Raw genomic sequence first — 18,547 nt, forward strand, 5'->3', positions numbered from 1 at the left:
TCAGGGTTCCGGATTAACAAGCCCCTGCACCTCAGCGTGGCTGAGCGAGAAATCCTGACGCACAGCGTCACGCACCGCACGACGATAGAGCTTGTTATAAACCGACCGATCCGCCCCGTAGCGCCGGCCAATCAGAAACCACTTGCTCGCCGCCAGCACCATCAGCGGCCAAAACAACAGGCCAGCCGCGCGGCGATACATCACCAGGCCGTTGCGGTAGCTGTAATAGACCTTCCACAGCGGATCAAAGACCCGCTTCTGATCATTGGCAAAGGTTGAGCAATCATGCTCAAAAACCAGCGACGGTTCAAAATGGATCCGAAAGCCAACACGCCGCAAGCCAAGCGTGTAGATCACATCATCGCCATACAGAAACAGCCGGCGATCAGGCAGACCTGCCTCGGCCAGCATACGGCGCGACAGAAACAGGCCAACAAAGGAGGTCAAATCGATCTCCGTCGGTGCCTCACTTGCATAGGCCTTACGCGGAATGTGATAGCCATCACGCCCTTTGCCCCGTAGCGCCCGCCACAGGGTCCGGCCAAAAGCCGCCGGTCGCCAGAACGGATTGACCGAGGGACGGTTCATCTCACAGATCTGACCATTGGGAAAATAGACCGCCGCCGCCGCCGCCAGATCATCCGGGCGTTCAGCTGCCACAAAGCCCTCCAATGTCCCGGGCTTGGGCCGCGCATCATCATCCATAACCACAACCCAATCCGGATCGATCTCATCCCGGATCAACCGCAGCCCCGCCTCAAACCCGCCAGCCCCGCCTTCGTTGGTCTTGCACCGCAGCACCCGCAGGCGTGGATCCGCCTGCTCAGACAGCCAGCGGGCCGTATCATCTGTTGAGGCATTGTCGACAACCACAAGCGTATCCAACGCGTCAGCCGCACTGTCCAGCAATCTGGCAACGGTGATCTTCAATTGATCCAACCGGTTGTAGGTGACCACAACGGCCGCCAGCCGCAGCGCCGCGCCTGCAGCGGGGTTCTTCAATGGTGCTATCACATCGCTCTCGCTGTTGGTGGCCTTGCTCTCTTCGGCCATATCTCGCGGACAAAGTCAAACCTCATACAAATTCGCCATACCCGCTTGGCAGCATTACCGCAGGCTGGCAGTCTCAACGATAACAAATCGCTTAGAAAGCCGCGTCATGGATTGGAAAACACTGGACAGCAAAACCCTGCTGGATCTGCCACCGTTTTTGCGGGTGCGTCAGGAACGGATCGAAATCCGCCCGGATGAGGTCATCGATGACTTCTATCAGGTCGATTTGCGCCCCTTTGCGCTGGTGGTGGCGGTGCTGGGAAACGGCAATCTGATGCTGATCGATCAATATAAACACGGCCCCCGCCGCAAGGTTCTGGGCTTTCCGGCCGGGTTTATTGAAACAGGCGAAGATCCTGAAACAGCCGCCCGGCGCGAATTGCTGGAAGAAACCGGGCTGGAACCTGCCGCCCTCTATTCCCTCGGCAGCTATGTCGACAACGGCAATCAGGGCGGCTGCACCGGGCACTATTTCCTGGCCACCGGCTGCCACCAAACCACCGCCCCAAACCCCGGCGATCTGGAAGATTTCTCTTATGCGGAGATGACCAAATCTGAGGTCGATACAGCCCTCGCTGAAGGCCGATTTGGGGTCATCCACCATGTCGCGGGCTGGGGTCTGGCAAAGACCAAACTGGCCGAACTGCATAAGGCGTAGGCCCTAAACGGCCTCGACCAAGGCCTCACGCATCCAGCAACCGCTGCAAATATGCGCCGTAGGTGGTCTTCTTGTAGGGCTCAATCAGCTCCGCCAGCTTGGCGGCATCGATCCAGCCTTTTTCAAAGGCAATCTCTTCCGGGCATCCGGCTTGCAGCCCCTGCCGTTCAACCAAGGTCCGCACGAAGTTTCCTGCATCCAGCAGCGACGCATGGGTGCCCGTGTCCAGCCAGGCATAGCCGCGTCCCATGGTTTTCACCGACAGCTGACCTTCAACCAGATAGCTCTCCAGCAAGGTGGCAATCTCCAGCTCCCCCCGGTCCGAGGGTTGCACCTGACGCGCGCGCTGCGGCGCGTCACCATCCAGGAAATAAAGCCCGGTCACCGCGTAGTTTGACGGCGGCACTTCAGGCTTCTCCACAATGCTCTCGGCCCGGCCATCGTTGTCAAACTTCACAACGCCGTAACGCTCAGGGTCCGCCACGTGATAGCCAAAGACCGTCCCACCAGACGGCTGCGCATCCGCCGCGCTCAACAGGTTCGGCAGCCCGTGACCGAAGAAGATATTGTCCCCCAGCACCATCGCCGAAGGCGCGCCATCCAGGAACGCTTCGGCCAGAATATAGGCCTGCGCCAGACCATCGGGGCTGGGTTGTTCAATATAGGTCAGCTGCATGCCCCATTGACTGCCATCCCCCAAAAGCCGCTGGAATTGAGCCTGATCCTGCGGTGTCGTAATCACCGCCACCTCACGAATGTCTGATAGCATCAGCACCGTCAGCGGGTAGTAAATCATGGGCTTGTCATAGAGCGGCATCAGCTGCTTGGAGACCGCCATGGTCAAAGGATAAAGCCGCGTGCCCGAACCGCCGGCCAGAATGATGCCCTTGCGCTTAACCATGTTTCAAATCCTTCAAAACCTCTGCCAGCCCCTGCGTCCAATTCGGGGCCTTTATACCAAAATCAGTCTCTAAATCAGCGCAATCCAGCCGGGAATTCAGTGGCCGCACGGCAGGGGTGGGATAGTCCGAGGCCGGAATATCGCTGACCTCAGTGGCACGGCCCGCCTGGTGAAAGATCTCGCGCGCAAACTCCGCCCAGCTGGTCGCGGGTTGACCGGCAAAGTGGTAGATGCCGCGGCTCGGACGCCCCACCTGCATCTGCCCCGCCAGCGACAGTAGCGCTGCCGCAATGGCGCGCGCCGGGGTTGGGCCGCCGATCTGATCCCCCACCACCGTCAGCTGGTCGCGGGTTTCAGACAGGCGCAGCATGGTTTTGACAAAGTTATTGCCATGAGCAGAAAACACCCAGGAGGTACGCAACACCGCATAGCCTGCGCCGCTTTCGGCCACCGCCACCTCACCCGCCCGTTTTGAACGGCCATAGGCATTGAGCGGCGCCACAGGATCATCAGCGCCGCGCGGCTGATCGCCCTGCCCGTCAAACACATAATCGGTGGAGATATGCAGGAACGGAATGCCCAATTCAGCGCAGGCCCGCGCCATGGCGCCCGGCGCCTCCCCGTTTACCACGGTGGCCCGCGCCTCCTCTTCTTCGGCCTTGTCCACGGCGGTGTAGGCGGCGGTGTTGATCACCACAGCGGGCCGCAGCGCCATGATCTGCGCGGCACAGGCGGCAGGATCGCTCAGATCGGCCTCAGCCCGGCCAAGAAACCGCGCGTCCGGGGCCAGCGCCGCCAGCTCCCGCGCCACTTGACCAGATCTGCCAAAGACCAAAATCACCTGCCCGTGCCCTTTTCAACGATCCCCAAATACTCCTGCCGGAGGCGCAAATTCCCCAACGCTCTCACGCCTTCACCCCCAGCCGTTCGCCCACACCATCACGCCCCTGCAGCGCCTGCCACCAGGCACTGTTGTCCAGATACCAGTCTACGGTACGCTCCAGCCCTTCCTCGACGGTGACCGACGGGCGCCACCCCAACTCATCCCGGATGCGGGTCGGGTCGATGGCGTAGCGGGCATCATGGCCCGGGCGGTCGGTGACAAAGGTGATCTGATCCGCATAGGAACCACTGTTCAGCGGGCGTTTGCGATCCAATATGGCGCAAAGTGTTTCCACCAGCTGCAGGTTGGTGCGCTCATTCTCGCCGCCGATATTGTAGCTGCGCCCGACTGTGCCCTTCTGCAACACCGTCAGCAGCGCATCGGCGTGATCTTCCACATAAAGCCAGTCGCGGATGTTGCTGCCATCGCCATAGATCGGCAGCTCTTTCCCAGCCAGCGCGTTCAGAATGATCACCGGGATCAGCTTCTCGGGGAAGTGATAGGGCCCGTAGTTGTTCGAACAATTGGTCAGCAGCACCGGCAGGCCATAGGTCTCGCCCCAGGCGCGCACCAGATGGTCCGAGGCCGCTTTTGAGGCGGAATAGGGACTGCGCGGATCATAAGCGGTGTCTTCTGTGAACATCACCTCAGGATCGCTGGGCAGGGAGCCATAGACCTCATCGGTGGAGATATGCTGGAAACGAAACCCCTCCGGACGGCCCTGCCCCTCCCACAGGGTGCGCGCCGCCTGCAGCAGGTGAAAAGTGCCCATGACATTGGTTTCCATAAACACCGCCGGCCCGTCGATCGAGCGATCCACATGGCTTTCGGCGGCCAGATGCAGCACCGCCTCAGGCTGGTGTTTCTGGAAACAGGCCGCCACCGCCGCGCCATCACGGATATCGACCTGCTCAAACTGATAAAGTGGGCTGTCTGCTACAGATGCCAGATTGTCCAGACAGGCGGCATAGGTCAGCGCATCCAGGTTCACCACCTCATGGCCCGCCTGCACCGCCTGACGCACCACTGCCGAACCGATAAATCCGGCGCCGCCGGTCACCAGGAGCTTCATGCCTGCGTTCCTTCATAGGTAAAGGGGCTGTCAAAATCGGCGAGTTGGGGTGCAATAGTGTCTTTTTCAGACAGCACCGGATCCACTTTCAGCCCCCAGTCGATACCACAACTGTCCCAACGCACCGCACCGTCACAGTCAGGCGCATAGTGATCGGTGCATTTATAGATGATCTCAGTATCGGGCTCACGGGTGACAAACCCATGCAGGAAGCCCGCCGGGATCCACAACTGGCGACCGTTTTCATAACTCAGCTCTTCGCCGACCCACTGCCCATAAGTGGGGGAGCCTTTGCGGATATCCACAGCAACATCAAACAGCCGGCCCCGCCCACAGCGCACCAGTTTGCCCTGCGCATGGGGCGGCGCCTGAAAATGCAGCCCGCGCAGGGTGCCAACCTCAAGCGACATCGAATGATTGTCCTGCACAAACTCCGGCAAATGCAGCCCCGCCGCCTCCAGCACCCGCCGGTTCCAGCTCTCCGAAAAGAACCCGCGATGATCGCCAAACCGCTGCGGCGTCAGCACCACAACACCAGGGAGGGACGTTTTCCTAAGCTCCAAAACAGGTTCCTTCACATGCCGTCTCAACAGACGTAGTTGATCTGTTGGCAGCCTATACGCCCATCACATGTTTATCAAAACACTCTCAAAACAGGCGCACGGGTATCCGAGCACGCCGGCCAATACTACACTGCAAGTGAGAGCCAGCGCTGTTAGCCCTTGGCACCCTGCCCCCGGGCATAAACATCTTCGTATCGAATGATGTCATCTTCCCCCAGATAGGCCCCGGTCTGCACCTCAATCAGCACCATAGGCACCTTGCCGGGGTTGCGCATCCGGTGCACCGCACCCAGAGGGATAAAGACCGATTGGTTTTCCGAGACCAGCTGCACCTTCTCGTCAATCGTCACCTCCGCAGTGCCCGAAACCACGATCCAATGTTCTGCGCGATGGTGGTGGGATTGCAGCGACAGGGACGCGCCGGGATGCACATGGATCCGCTTCACCTGAAAACGATCGCCGATCACCAGGCTCTCAAACCAGCCCCAGGGACGATGATCTTTTGGGAAAGTTGTCGCCTGCGCCGCCTTATTCGCCTTCAAAGCATCAACCGCTTTCTTGACGTCCTGCGCCCGGTCCATGCTGGCGACCAGCACCGCATCGTTCATCGCAACAGTGATCACATTGTCCAGCCCGATGCCGACCACTTCCACCGCGTCATTTTCAGACCGCAGCATGCTGTTGCTGCAATCGATCGAGGTCGCATCGCCCGAGGTCATCACCCCGCGCGCATCCCGCTCCCCTTCACGCCAGACCGCATCCCAGCCGCCCAAATCAGACCATGCGCCGGTGAAGGGCACAACAGACAGGTTGCTTGCCCGCTCCATAACAGCATAGTCGATCGAAATATCATCCGCCTTGGCCCATGGCTCAGGCGCCAACCGGCAAAAGCCCAGATCGCTCTCCGCGCCATCAACAGCGGCCGCAACCGGCGCCATCAGTTCGGCCGCATAGGCCTCAAATGCCGCCACGATGTCTTTGACCTTAAACAGGAAGATCCCCGCGTTCCACAGGAAATCACCCGCGGCCAGCATCTCCTCGGCCCGAACCGCGTCCGGTTTTTCCACAAACCGCCGCAAGGCCACAGGACCACCGTCAGAGGCCTCAGACAGTTCCAGATATCCGTAACCGGTTTCTGGCCGCGTGGGCGCGATGCCAAAGGTCACCAACTGCCCCTGCTCAACCGCCTCAAGCCCGCGCTCCACCGCGGCCTGAAACGCCGCAACATCTGGCACCACGTGATCGGACGGCGCCACCAGCATGATTGCCTCAGGATCTTCTTTCTGCAGATGCAGTGCGGCCGACAGAACCGCCGGCGCAGTGTTGCGCCCCTCAGGCTCAATCAGGATCGCACCGGGATCAATGCCAACCTCTTGCAGCTGCTCAACAACAATGAAGCGAAAATCTGAATTCGTAATCACCACCGGCGCGGCAAAATCCGCCCCCTGCATCCGCAAAGCGGAACCTTGGAACAGGGTGTTTTCCCCCACCAAAGGCACAAACTGTTTGGGATAAGACTTACGCGACAAGGGCCACAAACGCGTGCCCGACCCACCGCAGAGAATAACTGGCGTAATCATTGGAAAAACCCTTTTGGTACGAACCCTCTAACGGATAGTGCCAGCCCAGTGTCGTTGCAAGTCAGGAGTACCAGCACAGACCATCCCAATCTCACCCGGCACTGCCGATATTGGCGGTCCAAACGCGGAAACGGCTTTGATCGGTCACTTCCGAAATCAACCCACGCTGCTGCAGCGCATCAAGGTTTCGTTGGACCGAAGCACGGCTGACCCCCGTCATCTTTTCAGCCGTCGGGGCAGAGATCATTGGCCAAGCCGCAAAGAGGGTCAACAACCGCCCGTGTGTTTTGCCCGACAGATCCTGCGTTTCAGCGGTCGCGCGCGCGGACCAATCCTCCAGCAGGCGCAGGATCCGAATGGCACGACTGGCGCCGTTGCTGACACCCCTGATCCAATAGCGCAGCTTGCGCTCCGCCGTGCCACTGGCCAACAGCGCCGAGGATCCGCCCATCGCAATCGGTGCAAACCTCAGCGCCGCCCCCTTGGCCTGCGCCGCAATCCGCGCGCCAACAACACTGCATTCCAGCTTGTCACCGGGGCTGCCGATCCCCGCCAAGGGCCAGAGGTGATGGGCAAAACCCCCCAGTGCGATCGGGTGCAGCGCATTGGCCGCCAGAATCGCCGCGCTCCAACCCTCGATCTTGTCATCCAGCAAGGACTGCTCGCCCACCGGGGTTCGGTTCAAAAACGCCTTCATGCCCTCAAGCGGCTGCAAGTTTCCCGCAAGCCGTCGATAGGCCCAGGACCCGCGCTCCAAATCCCGGGCATCATCGCCGGGGTGTGACAAGCGCAATTCGGTCCACAGACCCAGCCGCTCCACCGACAGCCGCGATCCCGTTATCCAGCCAAGCTGCGCCGCTTCGGTCAGGGCAATCCGCTGCGACCACCCTTTGGGCCCGCGCCGCAACATCTCATCCAGCACACCAAGCAGCCGCGCCGCATCGGCTAGCTCAACCACCAGATCTCGCTGCGCCGCCTGCCAATCTGCGATCTGAGACAGCTCATCGTCAGAGGATCGCGGCAAAGGCGACAGGAAATCCGGCTCCTCCTCTGGCGGCGCGGGGACGAACCACAGGTCCGCTTCCTCCTGATCCTCTTCCAAATCGGCATTATATGGGTCTGGGTCGATCATAAACCGGTCCACAGATAGATGTTGGTTTCAAAAACTCTACGAATCTCAATGCTCAAAATAAAGCCATTTTGAGCATTACTTGGACAACACGGATTTTTGCCATCTGTATTGACGCATTGCGGATCTGAGGCGCGGCACGTTCCATCAATGTGCGGAAACCGTCAGCTTCACCTCTCCCTAAGCATCCCCAGGACAGAAGCGAGCATCCAGCCCCCCTCCCCCTCCTCAACCAGACTATAGCCGCTCTCCCAACTGACAGCTCTAAAAATAGTCTCTAATCTGCCAATTCGAGCCTGATGGTCACCTTTCAATGATCCCAAAATACTCACAAGATCCGCCCTCTCGACCCCCAGCCCCGGTTTTCTCTCGCAAAACACAAAACGGTCTGACAATTGCCAGACCGTTTTTCTTCTAACCTATTATAAACAAGTCATAAAACGCGAAATTGCCAATTGGCAACTCCTTCCTCACTCTCGCCAGTGGTTCAGAAACTGCGCCATGGCGGCGCGCAACGCGGGATCGGACAGGCCGGCGTCAAATTCCAACACCACTTTGCGTCCCGCGCGTTTCATTTTTACGCCCTCTTCGTAAGGCTCGCCGCAGAAAATCCGCGCTGGCTTCTTGGCGCCACGCTTCTCAGTGGCCACGGCCTTCAACCGTTTCAGCGTCGTGGCCGCATCAATGCTGCCCCCCGCGGCGCGCTCCCCTGCGATCAAATCCGCCTCTGCCAGAACAGCCTTCTCATGGCTTTTCAACACCGGTTTCAACTGGCGCGCATGCAGCTCTTTCAGATCACGGATAGACGGGAAGGCCTTCACCACCGCCTCGGGCAGCTTCGCCAGATCCAGATAACGTGACAGCCAGCCCGGGGACACCTCCAGCCGTTCGGCCATGACCTTCTGGGTGCCGCCATAGTAAAGCGCAATCGCCTGGGCATAGTCCCGCGCGCGCTCAAAATCCGAGATGTCTTCGCGATCCCGGTTTTCGATATCAGCCAGGCGAAACGCCTCTTCGTCGGTCAGCTCGCGCTCTTCCACCAGATATTTGAACTGCGGGTAATTGTTGGCCCGCAGCCAACTGACGGCATAGTGCCGACGCGCGCCGCAGATCACCTCATAGGTGGCACCCTGCCCCGGCGGCAAACGGCGCACAATCGCCGGAAATTCCTGCTGCCCCTGCGATTTGATCCCATCGATCAGATCCGCGCAGTTTTCCGGCGTCAGCAAATCATAAGCGCGGTTGTGCCGCTCCCACATCCGGCAATCCGCAGGGTCCACCAGCCGCAGCACCTTTTCCTGCCGTTCTCCGCTGGCCTGTTCCGCCATGGTGTTCGATCGTTTCAGGAACCGCGCCGAGGCCCGATCTTCCGCCTTTTTGCTTGCGGGCAGCCCGCTCAGCACATCGTCGAAAACCGCATCATGTCTCTTGCTCATAGGATCCCCTCCTTACGCAGGGCTGCATGGTGGCTGGGCCAGGTCTTGCGGATCAGCACCTCAATCTCACGTCCCACCGCATCCAGATAGGTGCGGCAGCGCTTGTGTGTTTCCGTCCGGGCAGCGGCGCCGGTGATTTCATAAACGCTCTGCAGATTGGCAGCGGCATTGTCGATCTCGGCCGAGTCCTTCAGCACCGCCTGCAGCATGTCCTGCGGGAACACCGCGTCCATCATCCGCTTGATCACCTGATGCGCGCCTTTCTGGTCGTTCATCTTGGTCGCCAAAACCTTAACAAAATGATAGCCCCGCGCCCCGCCATGTTCGGCCAGCTCATGCAGGGTTGCGCTCATCATGCGCAGGAAATGCGCGGTGGAGCCGAAATCGATATTGTTGGGCGGCGCCGGGATCACCAGCGCGTTGGCGGCGCGCAGCACCGACAGGGAAATCATCCCAAGCGCCGGCGGCGGGTCCAGGAGGATCACGTCAAACTGGTCCGAAATAGACTCTATTCCGGCCCGTAGTCTATCCAGCACAAATCCCTCTTCGCGCATGATGCGGGCGGCGAATTCATATTCAGCATCATAAAGCCCAAGGTTCGCCGGAATCAGCGCAACACCGGGCCAATAGGTCGCCCGCAGCGCATAATGCAATGAGGCGGGACCGCCATGCTGGAAGAACGGGTAAAGCGTATCTTCGTTTTCATTCACGTCCACATCCGGGTTCAGCCCAAACATCGACGTGGTGGAGGCCTGGCTGTCACAATCGATGACACAGACGCGATAGCCTTTCAGTGCCAGATATTGCGCCAAATGCACGGTGACGGTGGATTTGCCCACGCCACCTTTGAAGTTTTGAACAGCCAGAACCGTCGCCGGGTCCGAAGCCGCCCGATGCGGCAGCGTGCCAAAGACATCGCGCATGCGATTGATCTCGGCCAGGGAATAGCCCGTGCGGCGACCGGTGGTTGGATCCTTCTCAGGTTCCGGCAGGCGGCCATCGGCCTCCGCATCGCGGATCGCCTTTTCGGTACGCCCCACCATTTCACCGGCCGTGCGGACGTTGAACCGCACATCCAGTCGTTTTTCAGTGCCCGGCGCAAACAGCCGTTCGCGCAACCGGTCGATGACGATATCTGCGCGGCTTGCCAGCGCCTCGATCTCATCCAAAGTGATAGGAAAATCAGTCTCTGCCATGATACCCTCTGAAGGTGCCTCATTTTTCTTTTGCGACTATTGTGTCTGCTGGGGGCATCACGCTCAAGTGCGAATTTTGGGCATCCTTACTGAAAAAACCGCACTTTGCAGATCGGCAACGTCAGGTTCGCACGTTGCTGGGGATATCCTGTGGAAAATCCGGTGCGACTGGCGCTGAAAAGGGTGGTTTTGCGCTGAGACCTGCAAAGTGCGCCGATTCCCATTAATCCAAATTGAAAAAACCGGGGTTCCAGATTCTAGGATTCTATCGTTCAGTCCGGAAGATATGTTTAGAGTCAGACACTAACAACTCTATCGCTTACCTATTGGGTGCTTAGGCTTACGTATCGGGTGGTCAAAGCTTACATTCTGGGACGGTAAGACTTACGGATTGGGGGTCTGAAAGCTTACTTTTCGGGTGGGGAGAATTTGAGCCTATTTAGAGCCTGTTTTGTGCAACAAATAGAGGGGTCTGCGAATCACTGACGAATCGGGGTGAGTCGCTTAAACTTACAAATTGGGTGCCCCCGCTTTTTGATCTTCTTCTTGGAAGCTTACACCGCTTCTGATACATAAGTAAGAAATCAATGTAGGCGACCCCGGAAAACCGGGGCGTGATTCCCGAGGCGCAGCATGGCAAACCCACCAAAACAATACCGCACGCTGGATGCCCGGCCCAGTGCGGAATCGCTGATCAAACCCGGTGAGCTGGTTGATCTGGTTGAGGTCACGCCGCTGACCCTGACCGACCGTCGCATCTATAACCAGCTGCTGGAAAATGCCTGGGACGGGATTGATAAGCCGGTCACCCATGTCATTGCCAAATCTGCGCTGCGCGGGTCGCATAATTCCAATGACCGCGTGGGTGAGTCGATTGAGCGGCTGATGTCGGCGATTGTGAAGGTGCAGGTGGAATGGGACGGTGAGCCGGCGATTGAACGGGTGCAGCTGTTGGGCGGCTCGGTCGAGGGGCTGCGCAAGGATGGGATGCTGGAATATGAGATCCCGGCGCGGCTGCGGCGGATCATTTCCAACTCCACCATCTTTGCCCGGCTGCAGCGTGAGGTGATGTTTGCGCTCAGCTCCAAATATGCGCTGACGCTTTATGAGATGGTGCAGAAGCGCGGCAATCTGCGCTGGAAATCCTCGGAGAAATTTTCGCTGGAGGCGCTGCGCGGAATCTTGGGCGTCCCAAAAGGTAAGCTTACGTCTTGGTCAAACCTGCGGATGCGGGCGATTGAGCCGGCGGTGGCAGAGGTCTCTGAGCTGAGCGACTATGTCGTCGAAGTCTCACCGGTGAAAACCGGGCGGTCGGTGACCCATGTGGAAATCCGCTGGTGGCGCAAGGATGGTGCTGGTCAGGGGGAGGCGGAGCGCGCGTTGCAATATGCCTCCACCGGGCGGCGTGTCAGGGCGCAGGAACGGGCGGAGAAGGTGGTGTCGCCGGACCCGCAGACGGCCGTGCCACAGGCCCCGGGGTTGAAGCCACGACCGGCCCGGATTGCCGGTGATCCACTTCGCACGGAAACCTATGAAACCGCGCGGCTGCGCCATCCCGGCTATGACATTTACTTCGTGGAAAGCGAATGGCGGGCTTGGGCGGCAGGTAAGGGGGAGGCCAAGGATCCCGATCGCGCGTTTCTGGCGTTTTTCAAGAAGTTTGCTGAGGCAAACCCGATCTGACCTTTGGCAATTGCCACTGTGTGATTTTCCCTAAGTCCCTAAAATTGCGTTGAAATACCGGAAATTGCCAATTGGCAATTTTTCGGGGCAGGCCCGGGTTTGGGGCGTTGCCCCCTTGGCCTGTCGGCCAATTCCCCCAGAGTATTTTGGGAACGATGAAAGAGCGGGCAGGGGCGCCGGTTGGATTATCAAAAAAGCCCAAGCAGTGCTTCAGGCGCAGGCTCACGGGAAAGATCTTGGATCGTGGCAGGGGGCGCGGTTCAATGGGGCAACTGTTTTTCAAAGGGTTCCTCCATGACTGACCGCAGCTATTACGCCCCCAAGGGGGGGCTGCCGCCGCAGACGCAACTGCTGACCGACCGGGCAATGTTCACCGATGCCTATGCGGTGATCCCCAAAGGCACCTTCAGCGATATCGTGACCTCTTTCCTGCCGTTCTGGGAGGGTGCACGCTTCTGGGTGATTGCCCGGCCGATGTCTGGATTTGCTGAGACCTTCAGCCAGTATATCGGCGAGCTGCAGCCGGGGGGCGGATCCACCAAGCCAGAGACGGACGCCGGTGTTGAGGCGGTGATCTTCGTTGTTGAGGGGGGGCTGCAGCTGACCATTGAAGGTGCGGCGCATCAGCTGGAGGAGGGCGGCTATGCCTTCCTGCCGCCGGGCTGTGACTGGTCGATCAAGAACACCACTGGGGCCGAGGCGCGGTTCCACTGGATCCGCAAAGCCTATCAGGCGGTGGAGGGCATCGATCTGCCTGAGGCCTTTGTGACCAACGAAAAAGACATCGCCCCCACGCCGATGCCCGACACTGATGGCGCCTGGGCGACGACGCGGTTTGTGGATCCGGCAGATCTGCGCCATGACATGCATGTGACCATTGTGACCTTCCAGCCCGGCGGGGTGATCCCCTTTGCCGAGACCCATGTGATGGAACACGGGCTTTATGTGTTGGAGGGCAAGGCGGTCTATCGTCTGAACAAGGATTGGGTTGAGGTGGAAGCCGGTGATTTCATGTGGCTGCGCGCCTTTTGCCCGCAGGCCTGTTACGCGGGGGGACCGGGGCCTTTCCGCTATCTGCTCTATAAGGATGTGAACCGGCATATGCCTTTGGCGCCGGGGGCGTTTCTTATTGTGTGAGACTGATTGGTCGGGGGCCGCAGCCCCCGTTTCCTTAGTCTTCTTCCGGCAGAACCAGGTTCAGCACGATGGCGCAGAGCGCGGTGGGGGCAACGGCCGAGGTCATCAGCGTTTTCACCACACCGGGCAGATACTGCACCGCAGTGGGCACCAGGTTCAGACCCAGACCTGCCGCCAGCGAGATCGCGATGATCACCATGTTGCGGCGGTTCATCTTGACCTCGGTCAGGACGTTCAGGCCCGCCGAGGCGACCATGCCGAACATCACGATCACACCACCACCCAGAACCGGCAGCGGCATGGAGGCGATGACGGCGCCGATTTTCGGCAGCAGACCACAGATGATCATGATCAGACCTGCGATGGTCACGACGTGGCGGCTCATGATGCCGGTCATGCCGACGATGCCGACGTTCTGGCTGAACGAGGTGTTTGGCAGACCGCCGAAGACACCGGCCACGGCAGTGCCCAGACCGTCCGCATAGGTCGCGCCCTGGATTTCCGCATCGGTGGCGTCACGACCGGCACCGGCTTTGGCGGTGGCCGAGGCGTCGCCGACGGTTTCGATGGCCGAAACGATGGAGACCAGAGTCACCGCGATCACCGCGCCGAGGCTGAACTCAAAGCCGTAGGGCAGGGGTTTGATGCTGGTGATCCAGGAGGCTTTCGACACTGCGCCGAAGTTCACCATGCCCATCATGATGGCTACGATGTAACCGGCGATCAGGCCGATCAGGATGGCGGCGTTGGACAGCATGCCTTTGGTGAAGAATTTGACACCCAGAGCAACGATCACAACGGTCAGAGCCACCGACCAGTGCATCAGCGAGCCGAAGCTTTCTGCCTCCATCTGGAATTTGGCGGCGCCACCGGCGGCGTATTTGATCGCAACGGGGATCAGGTAGAGGCCGATTGCCAGGATCACCAGACCGGTGACCAGCGGCGGGAACAGCCAGCGCAGTTTGCCGATAAACGCACCAAGGGCGAAGTGGATCGCACCGCCGATGATACAGGCGGTCAGCGCCACGCCGAGGCCCTGGGTGGCGGCAACACCGGCCAGAACGCCAACAAAGGCAAAGCTGGTGCCCTGCATGATCGGCAGGCGGGCGCCCACGGGGCCGATGCCGACGGTTTGGAACAGGGTGGCGATGCCGGCAAACAGCATGGCCATCTGGATCAGGTAGATCTGTTCAACGCTGCCAAAGGCCAGACCGGCGGCACCGGCAACGATGATGGAGGGCGTCACGTTGGAGGCAAACATTGCCAGAACGTGCTGCAGCCCCAGGGGCACGGCCTGTGCCAGGGGCGGGGTTACATTCGGATCGCTGAACTGCGTTCCGGTGGTGGTATCAGCCATATTCACTATCTCCCTAGTTGGCTTTTGGCCGCCCCGATCTGCTGCCGGGTTGGGCCGGTGGTTACTGGTCTAAGATGTCATACGGATCCTCGAGCCAGTGTTCTTCAAGGTTTGGCAAATCGCTGATGTGGTCAACAACCACGTAGCGACCGGGCGCCCCGAGGGGTGCCAGTACACCGTGCCAAACATTGCGGTGTATATTGATCGATTGGCCCGGCTGGCTGAGGAAGACCTCAGGCGTGCCGGGTTTGCCATCTGCATCGGGCGCGACGCTGACGATCATCGGCACGTTGTCGAGCGGGATGAAGGCCTGCGAGCCGAGCGGGTGACGCTCCATCAGGTCCAGCCTGTAGGGCAGGGCGCGGGCCTTGGCGTCAAACAGGCTTATGCCGGTGCGGCCTGGGCCTGAATCAACCAGCGCGAGATCATGATGGCGACCACACATTCCTTGATTGATGATCTTGTCAGGCGCGCCGCTGCATTCGATGACATCGCCATAGGGGGCGAAGGCCTCAGCAGTGAGGGGCCGGAGGGTCAGCGTTGTCACGGCAACAGATCCCCCAGACGGAATTCCGCGATGCGTTCGACCTGTTTGCAGGCCTCTTCAAACTCGACCTCAGTGCTGTGGTCGATGCGGCGGTGGAAGTTCGCCATGATCGAGGCCTTATCGTGATCGCGCACGGCGATGATGAAGGGGAACCCGTGTTTGGCAACGTAGGCGTCGTTAAGAGAGGTAAAGGTTGCCCGTTCCTCATCCGTCAACATGTCGAGCCCTGCAGAGGATTGCTCGGATGTGCTTTCGGCGGTCAGACGACCAGCGGCGGCCAGTTTGCCGGCCAGATCGGGGTGGGCGGTCAGCACGTCGTGGCGTTCCTGATAGCTGGCGGTGCGGAAGATGCGGCAGAGCGCATTGTGCACACCGGCGGCGCAGTCATGGGCTTGGCCCAGTTCCAGGCCGTGGGCGCGTTCGGCGATCCAGGGCGAATGTTCGAAGATTGACCCGTAAAGTTCCACGAAACGCTCTTGCGACATTTCAGAGGGGCGTTCAAACCGCTGATGCGGATGGGTTTTCTGCCAGTGCTCGGCAATCTCCAACCGGGTGGGGGTCCAAACGCCGTCAAAGCCGGCGATATAATCCAGGAACCGCTTCAGCCCGGCGATTTTGCCCGGACGGCCGATCAGGCGGCAGTGCAGGCCGATCGACATCATCTTAGGCGCGCCATCACTGCCCTCGGCATAGAGCGTGTCAAAGCTATCTTTCAGATATTGATAGAAATCTTCGCCTGTGACCCAGCCCGGCGCGGTGGCAAAGCGCATGTCGTTGGCTTCCAGCGTGTAGGGGATGATCAGCTGATTCTGCTCGCCCAGCTCCACCCAATGAGGCAGGTCGTCATCATAGGTGTCGCTGATGTAATCAAACTGCCCGGTTTCTGCCACCAGACGCACAGTATTTGAGCTGCAGCGCCCGGTGTACCAGCCGCGGGGGGGCTCACCAACGACCTCAGTGTGCAGGCGAATGGCTTCTGCAATTGCAGCGCGCTCTTCCTCGGCGGGCATGTCTTTGTGTTCGACCCACTTCAACCCGTGCGAGGCAATTTCCCAGCCTGCCGACTTCATCGCGGCCACCTGTTCGGGGTTGCGGGCCAGCGCTGAGGCGACGCCGTAAATGGTGACCGGGATGTTCAGACCGGTAAACAGCTTGTGCAACCGCCAGAAGCCAGCGCGTGCGCCATATTCGTAGATCGACTCTATATTCCAATGGCGTTGACCGGGCCATTGCGCGGCACCTGGGATGTCTGACAGAAACGCCTCAGACGCGGCATCCCCATGCAACAGGCAATTTTCCCCGCCTTCTTCGTAGTTTAGCACGAATTGCACAGCAACTTTGGCGCCGCCGGGCCATTGGGCATCGGGGGCATTGGGGCCATAGCCACGCATGTCGCGGGGGTAGCGGGTCATGAGGGATCTCCTGATTATTTTGGAAACCTTTATAAAACGCCGTTCTGGCAAAGACTTTCTCAAATATTTTGAAACAGTTGTTTGGGCATTTGTTGTGTTGCAGACAGGTCAAAAGCCGCAAAATAGGCGCAACAGGTAAATTTGCCCGAAAAGGAGGCTGACCATGGCTGGCTATCTGACGACTCACGTGCTGGACACCGCACGCGGCTGCCCGGCGGAGGGGCTGAAGATCGATCTCTATCGCATCAACGGTGAGACCCGCACACATATCCGCACCCTGGCCACCAATGATGATGGCCGGACAGACGAACAGATTCTGCCTGCCGCAGAGTTTGAAATTGGCACCTATGAGCTGGTGTTTCATGCCGGCGCTTATCTGGATGCCTGTGGCACCCCGCCGGAAGAGCCGCGGTTCGTGGATGTTGTTCCGATCCGGTTCGGCATGTCGGAACCGGCGCATTACCATGTGCCGCTGCTTTTGAGCCCGTTTGGCTATTCGACCTATCGCGGGTCATAATCGGCCCAAGTCAGGCCGCCCCGGTGATCGTTTGGACTGGAGAAATTCAGGGCTGGTGATTGTCAGGGGAAATTTGAAACTGCTTGGGAATATCAAAAGTACCCAAGGGAATTGGGGTCGGGTAGCCTGATCTCAATCTTTCAGGGAGTAAGACATGCAAGATCTCGCGATCATGTGGGACTGGATCGGCTTTGCGGTGCGTTGGCTTCACGTCATCACCGCCATGGCCTGGATCGGGTCATCCTTCTATTTCATCGCGCTGGACCTCGGTCTGCGCAAACACCCCAACCTGCCCGTTGGCGCCCATGGCGAAGAGTGGCAGGTGCATGGCGGTGGCTTTTACCACATCCAGAAATACTTGGTGGCGCCGGAAAACATGCCGGATCACCTGATCTGGTTCAAATGGGAAAGCTACACCACCTGGCTGAGCGGCGCGGCGCTGTTGATGGTGGTCTATTGGGTCGGCGGTGAGCTGTATCTGATCGATGCCGGCAAGGCGGATCTGGCGCTGTGGCAGGGTATTCTGATTTCGGCCGGGTCGCTGACGCTGGGTTGGCTGATCTATGATTTCCTGTGTAAATCGCCCTTGGGCAACACGCCAACACTGCTGATGTTGCTGTTGTTTTGCATGCTGGTGGTGATGGGCTGGGGCTATAATCAGATTTTCACCGGCCGCGCGACCATGCTGCATCTGGGGGCGTTTACCGCCACCATCATGACGGCCAATGTGTTCTTCATCATCATGCCGAACCAGCGCATCGTGGTGAAAGATCTGCAGGAAGGCCGCACGCCGGATGCCAAATACGGCAAGATCGCCAAGCTGCGGTCGACCCATAACAACTATCTGACGCTGCCGGTTGTTTTCCTGATGCTGTCCAACCACTACCCGCTGGCCTTTGCCACCGAGTATAACTGGATCATCGCATCGCTGATTTTCCTGATGGGCGTCACCATCCGCCACTTCTTCAACACCTCCCATGCGGGGGGCGGGTACAAGTGGTGGACCTGGTTGGTGACGGCCATTCTGTTCATCGGGGTGATGTGGCTGTCGACCGCACCCCTGATGCAGGACACATACGAAGAGTCGGAGGCGCGCGTGCTCAGCGCCTCCGAGCTTAAATTTGCGGAAGCCACCCATTTTGAGGATGTGATGAATGTGGTGCCGGGCCGCTGCGCCATGTGCCACGCCCGCGAACCCTATTATGACGGCATTGCCCGTGCGCCCAAAGGCGTCCTGCTGGAGACCGAAGCCGATGTGGCCGCGGCTGCCAGCCAGATCTACCTGCAGGCCGGCGTGAGCCACGCCATGCCCCCGGCCAATGTGACCTATATGGAGCCGGAAGAACGCAAGCTGATCATTCAATGGTTCCGCGAGGCGACGCAGGGCTGATTTGCCGTTCCAGACTGCGCTGTAGAAAAGGCC

17 protein-coding genes are annotated in these 18,547 nt (G+C 59.4%); 5 read left to right on the top strand and 12 right to left on the bottom strand.

Annotated elements, in window-relative coordinates; all coding sequences use genetic code 11:
- Positions 1-1,053 carry a glycosyltransferase gene (locus TL5118_RS20175; protein ID WP_058244416.1) on the bottom strand — a complete coding sequence of 351 codons (1,053 nt, stop codon included), beginning with the start codon at positions 1,051-1,053 and terminating at the stop codon, positions 1-3.
- Positions 1,054-1,159: 106 nt separating this feature from the next.
- Between TL5118_RS20175 and TL5118_RS20180 the strand changes: the two genes are divergently transcribed.
- Positions 1,160-1,711: an NUDIX hydrolase gene (locus TL5118_RS20180; protein WP_058244415.1), complete on the top strand. Its 552-nt coding sequence runs from the start codon at positions 1,160-1,162 to the stop codon at positions 1,709-1,711.
- A 25-nt stretch (positions 1,712-1,736) separates the two neighbouring features.
- On the opposite strand, the gene rfbA is transcribed toward TL5118_RS20180, so the two are convergent.
- The 8 genes from rfbA to TL5118_RS20225 form a co-directional block, all read right to left on the bottom strand.
- Positions 1,737-2,612: a glucose-1-phosphate thymidylyltransferase RfbA gene (rfbA, locus tag TL5118_RS20185; protein WP_058244414.1), complete on the bottom strand. Its 876-nt coding sequence runs from the start codon at positions 2,610-2,612 to the stop codon at positions 1,737-1,739.
- Positions 2,605-3,453: a dTDP-4-dehydrorhamnose reductase gene (rfbD, locus tag TL5118_RS20190; protein WP_058244413.1), complete on the bottom strand. Its 849-nt coding sequence runs from the start codon at positions 3,451-3,453 to the stop codon at positions 2,605-2,607. The genes rfbA and rfbD overlap by 8 nt, the downstream gene beginning before the upstream one ends.
- A gap of 64 nt (positions 3,454-3,517) precedes the next feature.
- Positions 3,518-4,567: a dTDP-glucose 4,6-dehydratase gene (gene rfbB, locus TL5118_RS20195; RefSeq protein WP_058244412.1), complete on the bottom strand. Its 1,050-nt coding sequence runs from the start codon at positions 4,565-4,567 to the stop codon at positions 3,518-3,520.
- The gene (rfbC, locus tag TL5118_RS20200; RefSeq protein WP_058244411.1) at positions 4,564-5,130 is read right to left on the bottom strand and encodes a dTDP-4-dehydrorhamnose 3,5-epimerase; all 567 of its coding nucleotides are present in this window, start codon (positions 5,128-5,130) and stop codon (positions 4,564-4,566) included. Before rfbC ends, rfbB begins: the two co-directional genes overlap by 4 nt.
- Before the next feature lie 152 nt (positions 5,131-5,282).
- Positions 5,283-6,710, bottom strand: a complete 1,428-nt coding sequence (locus tag TL5118_RS20205) for a mannose-1-phosphate guanylyltransferase/mannose-6-phosphate isomerase (protein WP_058244410.1) — start codon at positions 6,708-6,710, stop codon at positions 5,283-5,285.
- 91 nt (positions 6,711-6,801) lie between these two features.
- A complete protein-coding gene (locus TL5118_RS20210) occupies positions 6,802-7,842 on the bottom strand; it encodes a hypothetical protein (protein WP_058244409.1) in 1,041 nt (346 codons plus the stop codon).
- A 467-nt stretch (positions 7,843-8,309) separates the two neighbouring features.
- Positions 8,310-9,275 (bottom strand): ParB/RepB/Spo0J family partition protein, encoded by a 966-nt coding sequence (locus TL5118_RS20220; RefSeq protein WP_058244407.1) that lies wholly within the window; start codon positions 9,273-9,275, stop codon positions 8,310-8,312.
- Entirely contained in the window at positions 9,272-10,471 is a 1,200-nt protein-coding gene (locus TL5118_RS20225; RefSeq protein WP_058244406.1) for an AAA family ATPase, read from the bottom strand. Before TL5118_RS20225 ends, TL5118_RS20220 begins: the two co-directional genes overlap by 4 nt.
- A 633-nt stretch (positions 10,472-11,104) precedes the next feature.
- Between TL5118_RS20225 and TL5118_RS20230 the strand changes: the two genes are divergently transcribed.
- The gene (locus TL5118_RS20230; protein WP_058244405.1) at positions 11,105-12,154 is read left to right on the top strand and encodes a replication initiation protein; all 1,050 of its coding nucleotides are present in this window, start codon (positions 11,105-11,107) and stop codon (positions 12,152-12,154) included.
- 294 nt (positions 12,155-12,448) lie between these two features.
- Positions 12,449-13,291: a bifunctional allantoicase/(S)-ureidoglycine aminohydrolase gene (locus TL5118_RS20235; protein ID WP_058244404.1), complete on the top strand. Its 843-nt coding sequence runs from the start codon at positions 12,449-12,451 to the stop codon at positions 13,289-13,291.
- A 34-nt stretch (positions 13,292-13,325) separates the two neighbouring features.
- Here TL5118_RS20235 and TL5118_RS20240 read toward each other — a convergent pair whose 3' ends face one another.
- From TL5118_RS20240 to puuE, 3 genes are all read right to left on the bottom strand, one after another.
- A complete protein-coding gene (locus tag TL5118_RS20240) occupies positions 13,326-14,648 on the bottom strand; it encodes a uracil-xanthine permease family protein (RefSeq protein WP_058244403.1) in 1,323 nt (440 codons plus the stop codon).
- Between the two features lie 61 nt (positions 14,649-14,709).
- Positions 14,710-15,195: an ureidoglycolate lyase gene (locus TL5118_RS20245; protein WP_058244402.1), complete on the bottom strand. Its 486-nt coding sequence runs from the start codon at positions 15,193-15,195 to the stop codon at positions 14,710-14,712.
- Positions 15,192-16,607 carry an allantoinase PuuE gene (puuE, locus tag TL5118_RS20250; protein WP_058244401.1) on the bottom strand — a complete coding sequence of 472 codons (1,416 nt, stop codon included), beginning with the start codon at positions 16,605-16,607 and terminating at the stop codon, positions 15,192-15,194. The genes TL5118_RS20245 and puuE overlap by 4 nt, the downstream gene beginning before the upstream one ends.
- 163 nt (positions 16,608-16,770) lie before the next feature.
- On the opposite strand from puuE, the gene uraH reads away from it, so the two are divergent.
- Positions 16,771-17,124 carry a hydroxyisourate hydrolase gene (gene uraH, locus TL5118_RS20255; RefSeq protein WP_058244400.1) on the top strand — a complete coding sequence of 118 codons (354 nt, stop codon included), beginning with the start codon at positions 16,771-16,773 and terminating at the stop codon, positions 17,122-17,124.
- A gap of 154 nt (positions 17,125-17,278) precedes the next feature.
- Positions 17,279-18,514, top strand: a complete 1,236-nt coding sequence (locus tag TL5118_RS20260) for a urate hydroxylase PuuD (protein WP_058244399.1) — start codon at positions 17,279-17,281, stop codon at positions 18,512-18,514.
- The last annotated feature ends 33 nt before the right edge of the window (positions 18,515-18,547 follow it).

Source organism: Thalassovita autumnalis, assembly GCF_001458255.1.
In the GTDB taxonomy this organism is placed as follows: Bacteria; Pseudomonadota; Alphaproteobacteria; order Rhodobacterales; family Rhodobacteraceae; genus Thalassobius; species Thalassobius autumnalis.

Bases quoted from the DNA above. Each gene is read 5' to 3' on its own strand.
- TL5118_RS20235 (WP_058244404.1), top strand. From the start codon at position 12,449: ATGACTGACCGCAGCTATTACGCCCCCAAGGGGGGGCTGCCGCCGCAG.
- rfbA (WP_058244414.1), bottom strand. From the start codon at position 2,612: ATGGTTAAGCGCAAGGGCATCATTCTGGCCGGCGGTTCGGGCACGCGG.
- TL5118_RS20240 (WP_058244403.1), bottom strand. From the start codon at position 14,648: ATGGCTGATACCACCACCGGAACGCAGTTCAGCGATCCGAATGTAACC.
- puuE (WP_058244401.1), bottom strand. From the start codon at position 16,607: ATGACCCGCTACCCCCGCGACATGCGTGGCTATGGCCCCAATGCCCCC.
- TL5118_RS20210 (WP_058244409.1), bottom strand. From the start codon at position 7,842: ATGATCGACCCAGACCCATATAATGCCGATTTGGAAGAGGATCAGGAG.
- TL5118_RS20220 (WP_058244407.1), bottom strand. From the start codon at position 9,275: ATGAGCAAGAGACATGATGCGGTTTTCGACGATGTGCTGAGCGGGCTG.
- rfbB (WP_058244412.1), bottom strand. From the start codon at position 4,567: ATGAAGCTCCTGGTGACCGGCGGCGCCGGATTTATCGGTTCGGCAGTG.
- TL5118_RS20260 (WP_058244399.1), top strand. From the start codon at position 17,279: ATGCAAGATCTCGCGATCATGTGGGACTGGATCGGCTTTGCGGTGCGT.
- TL5118_RS20175 (WP_058244416.1), bottom strand. From the start codon at position 1,053: ATGGCCGAAGAGAGCAAGGCCACCAACAGCGAGAGCGATGTGATAGCA.
- TL5118_RS20205 (WP_058244410.1), bottom strand. From the start codon at position 6,710: ATGATTACGCCAGTTATTCTCTGCGGTGGGTCGGGCACGCGTTTGTGG.
- TL5118_RS20230 (WP_058244405.1), top strand. From the start codon at position 11,105: ATGGCAAACCCACCAAAACAATACCGCACGCTGGATGCCCGGCCCAGT.
- uraH (WP_058244400.1), top strand. From the start codon at position 16,771: ATGGCTGGCTATCTGACGACTCACGTGCTGGACACCGCACGCGGCTGC.
- TL5118_RS20225 (WP_058244406.1), bottom strand. From the start codon at position 10,471: ATGGCAGAGACTGATTTTCCTATCACTTTGGATGAGATCGAGGCGCTG.
- TL5118_RS20180 (WP_058244415.1), top strand. From the start codon at position 1,160: ATGGATTGGAAAACACTGGACAGCAAAACCCTGCTGGATCTGCCACCG.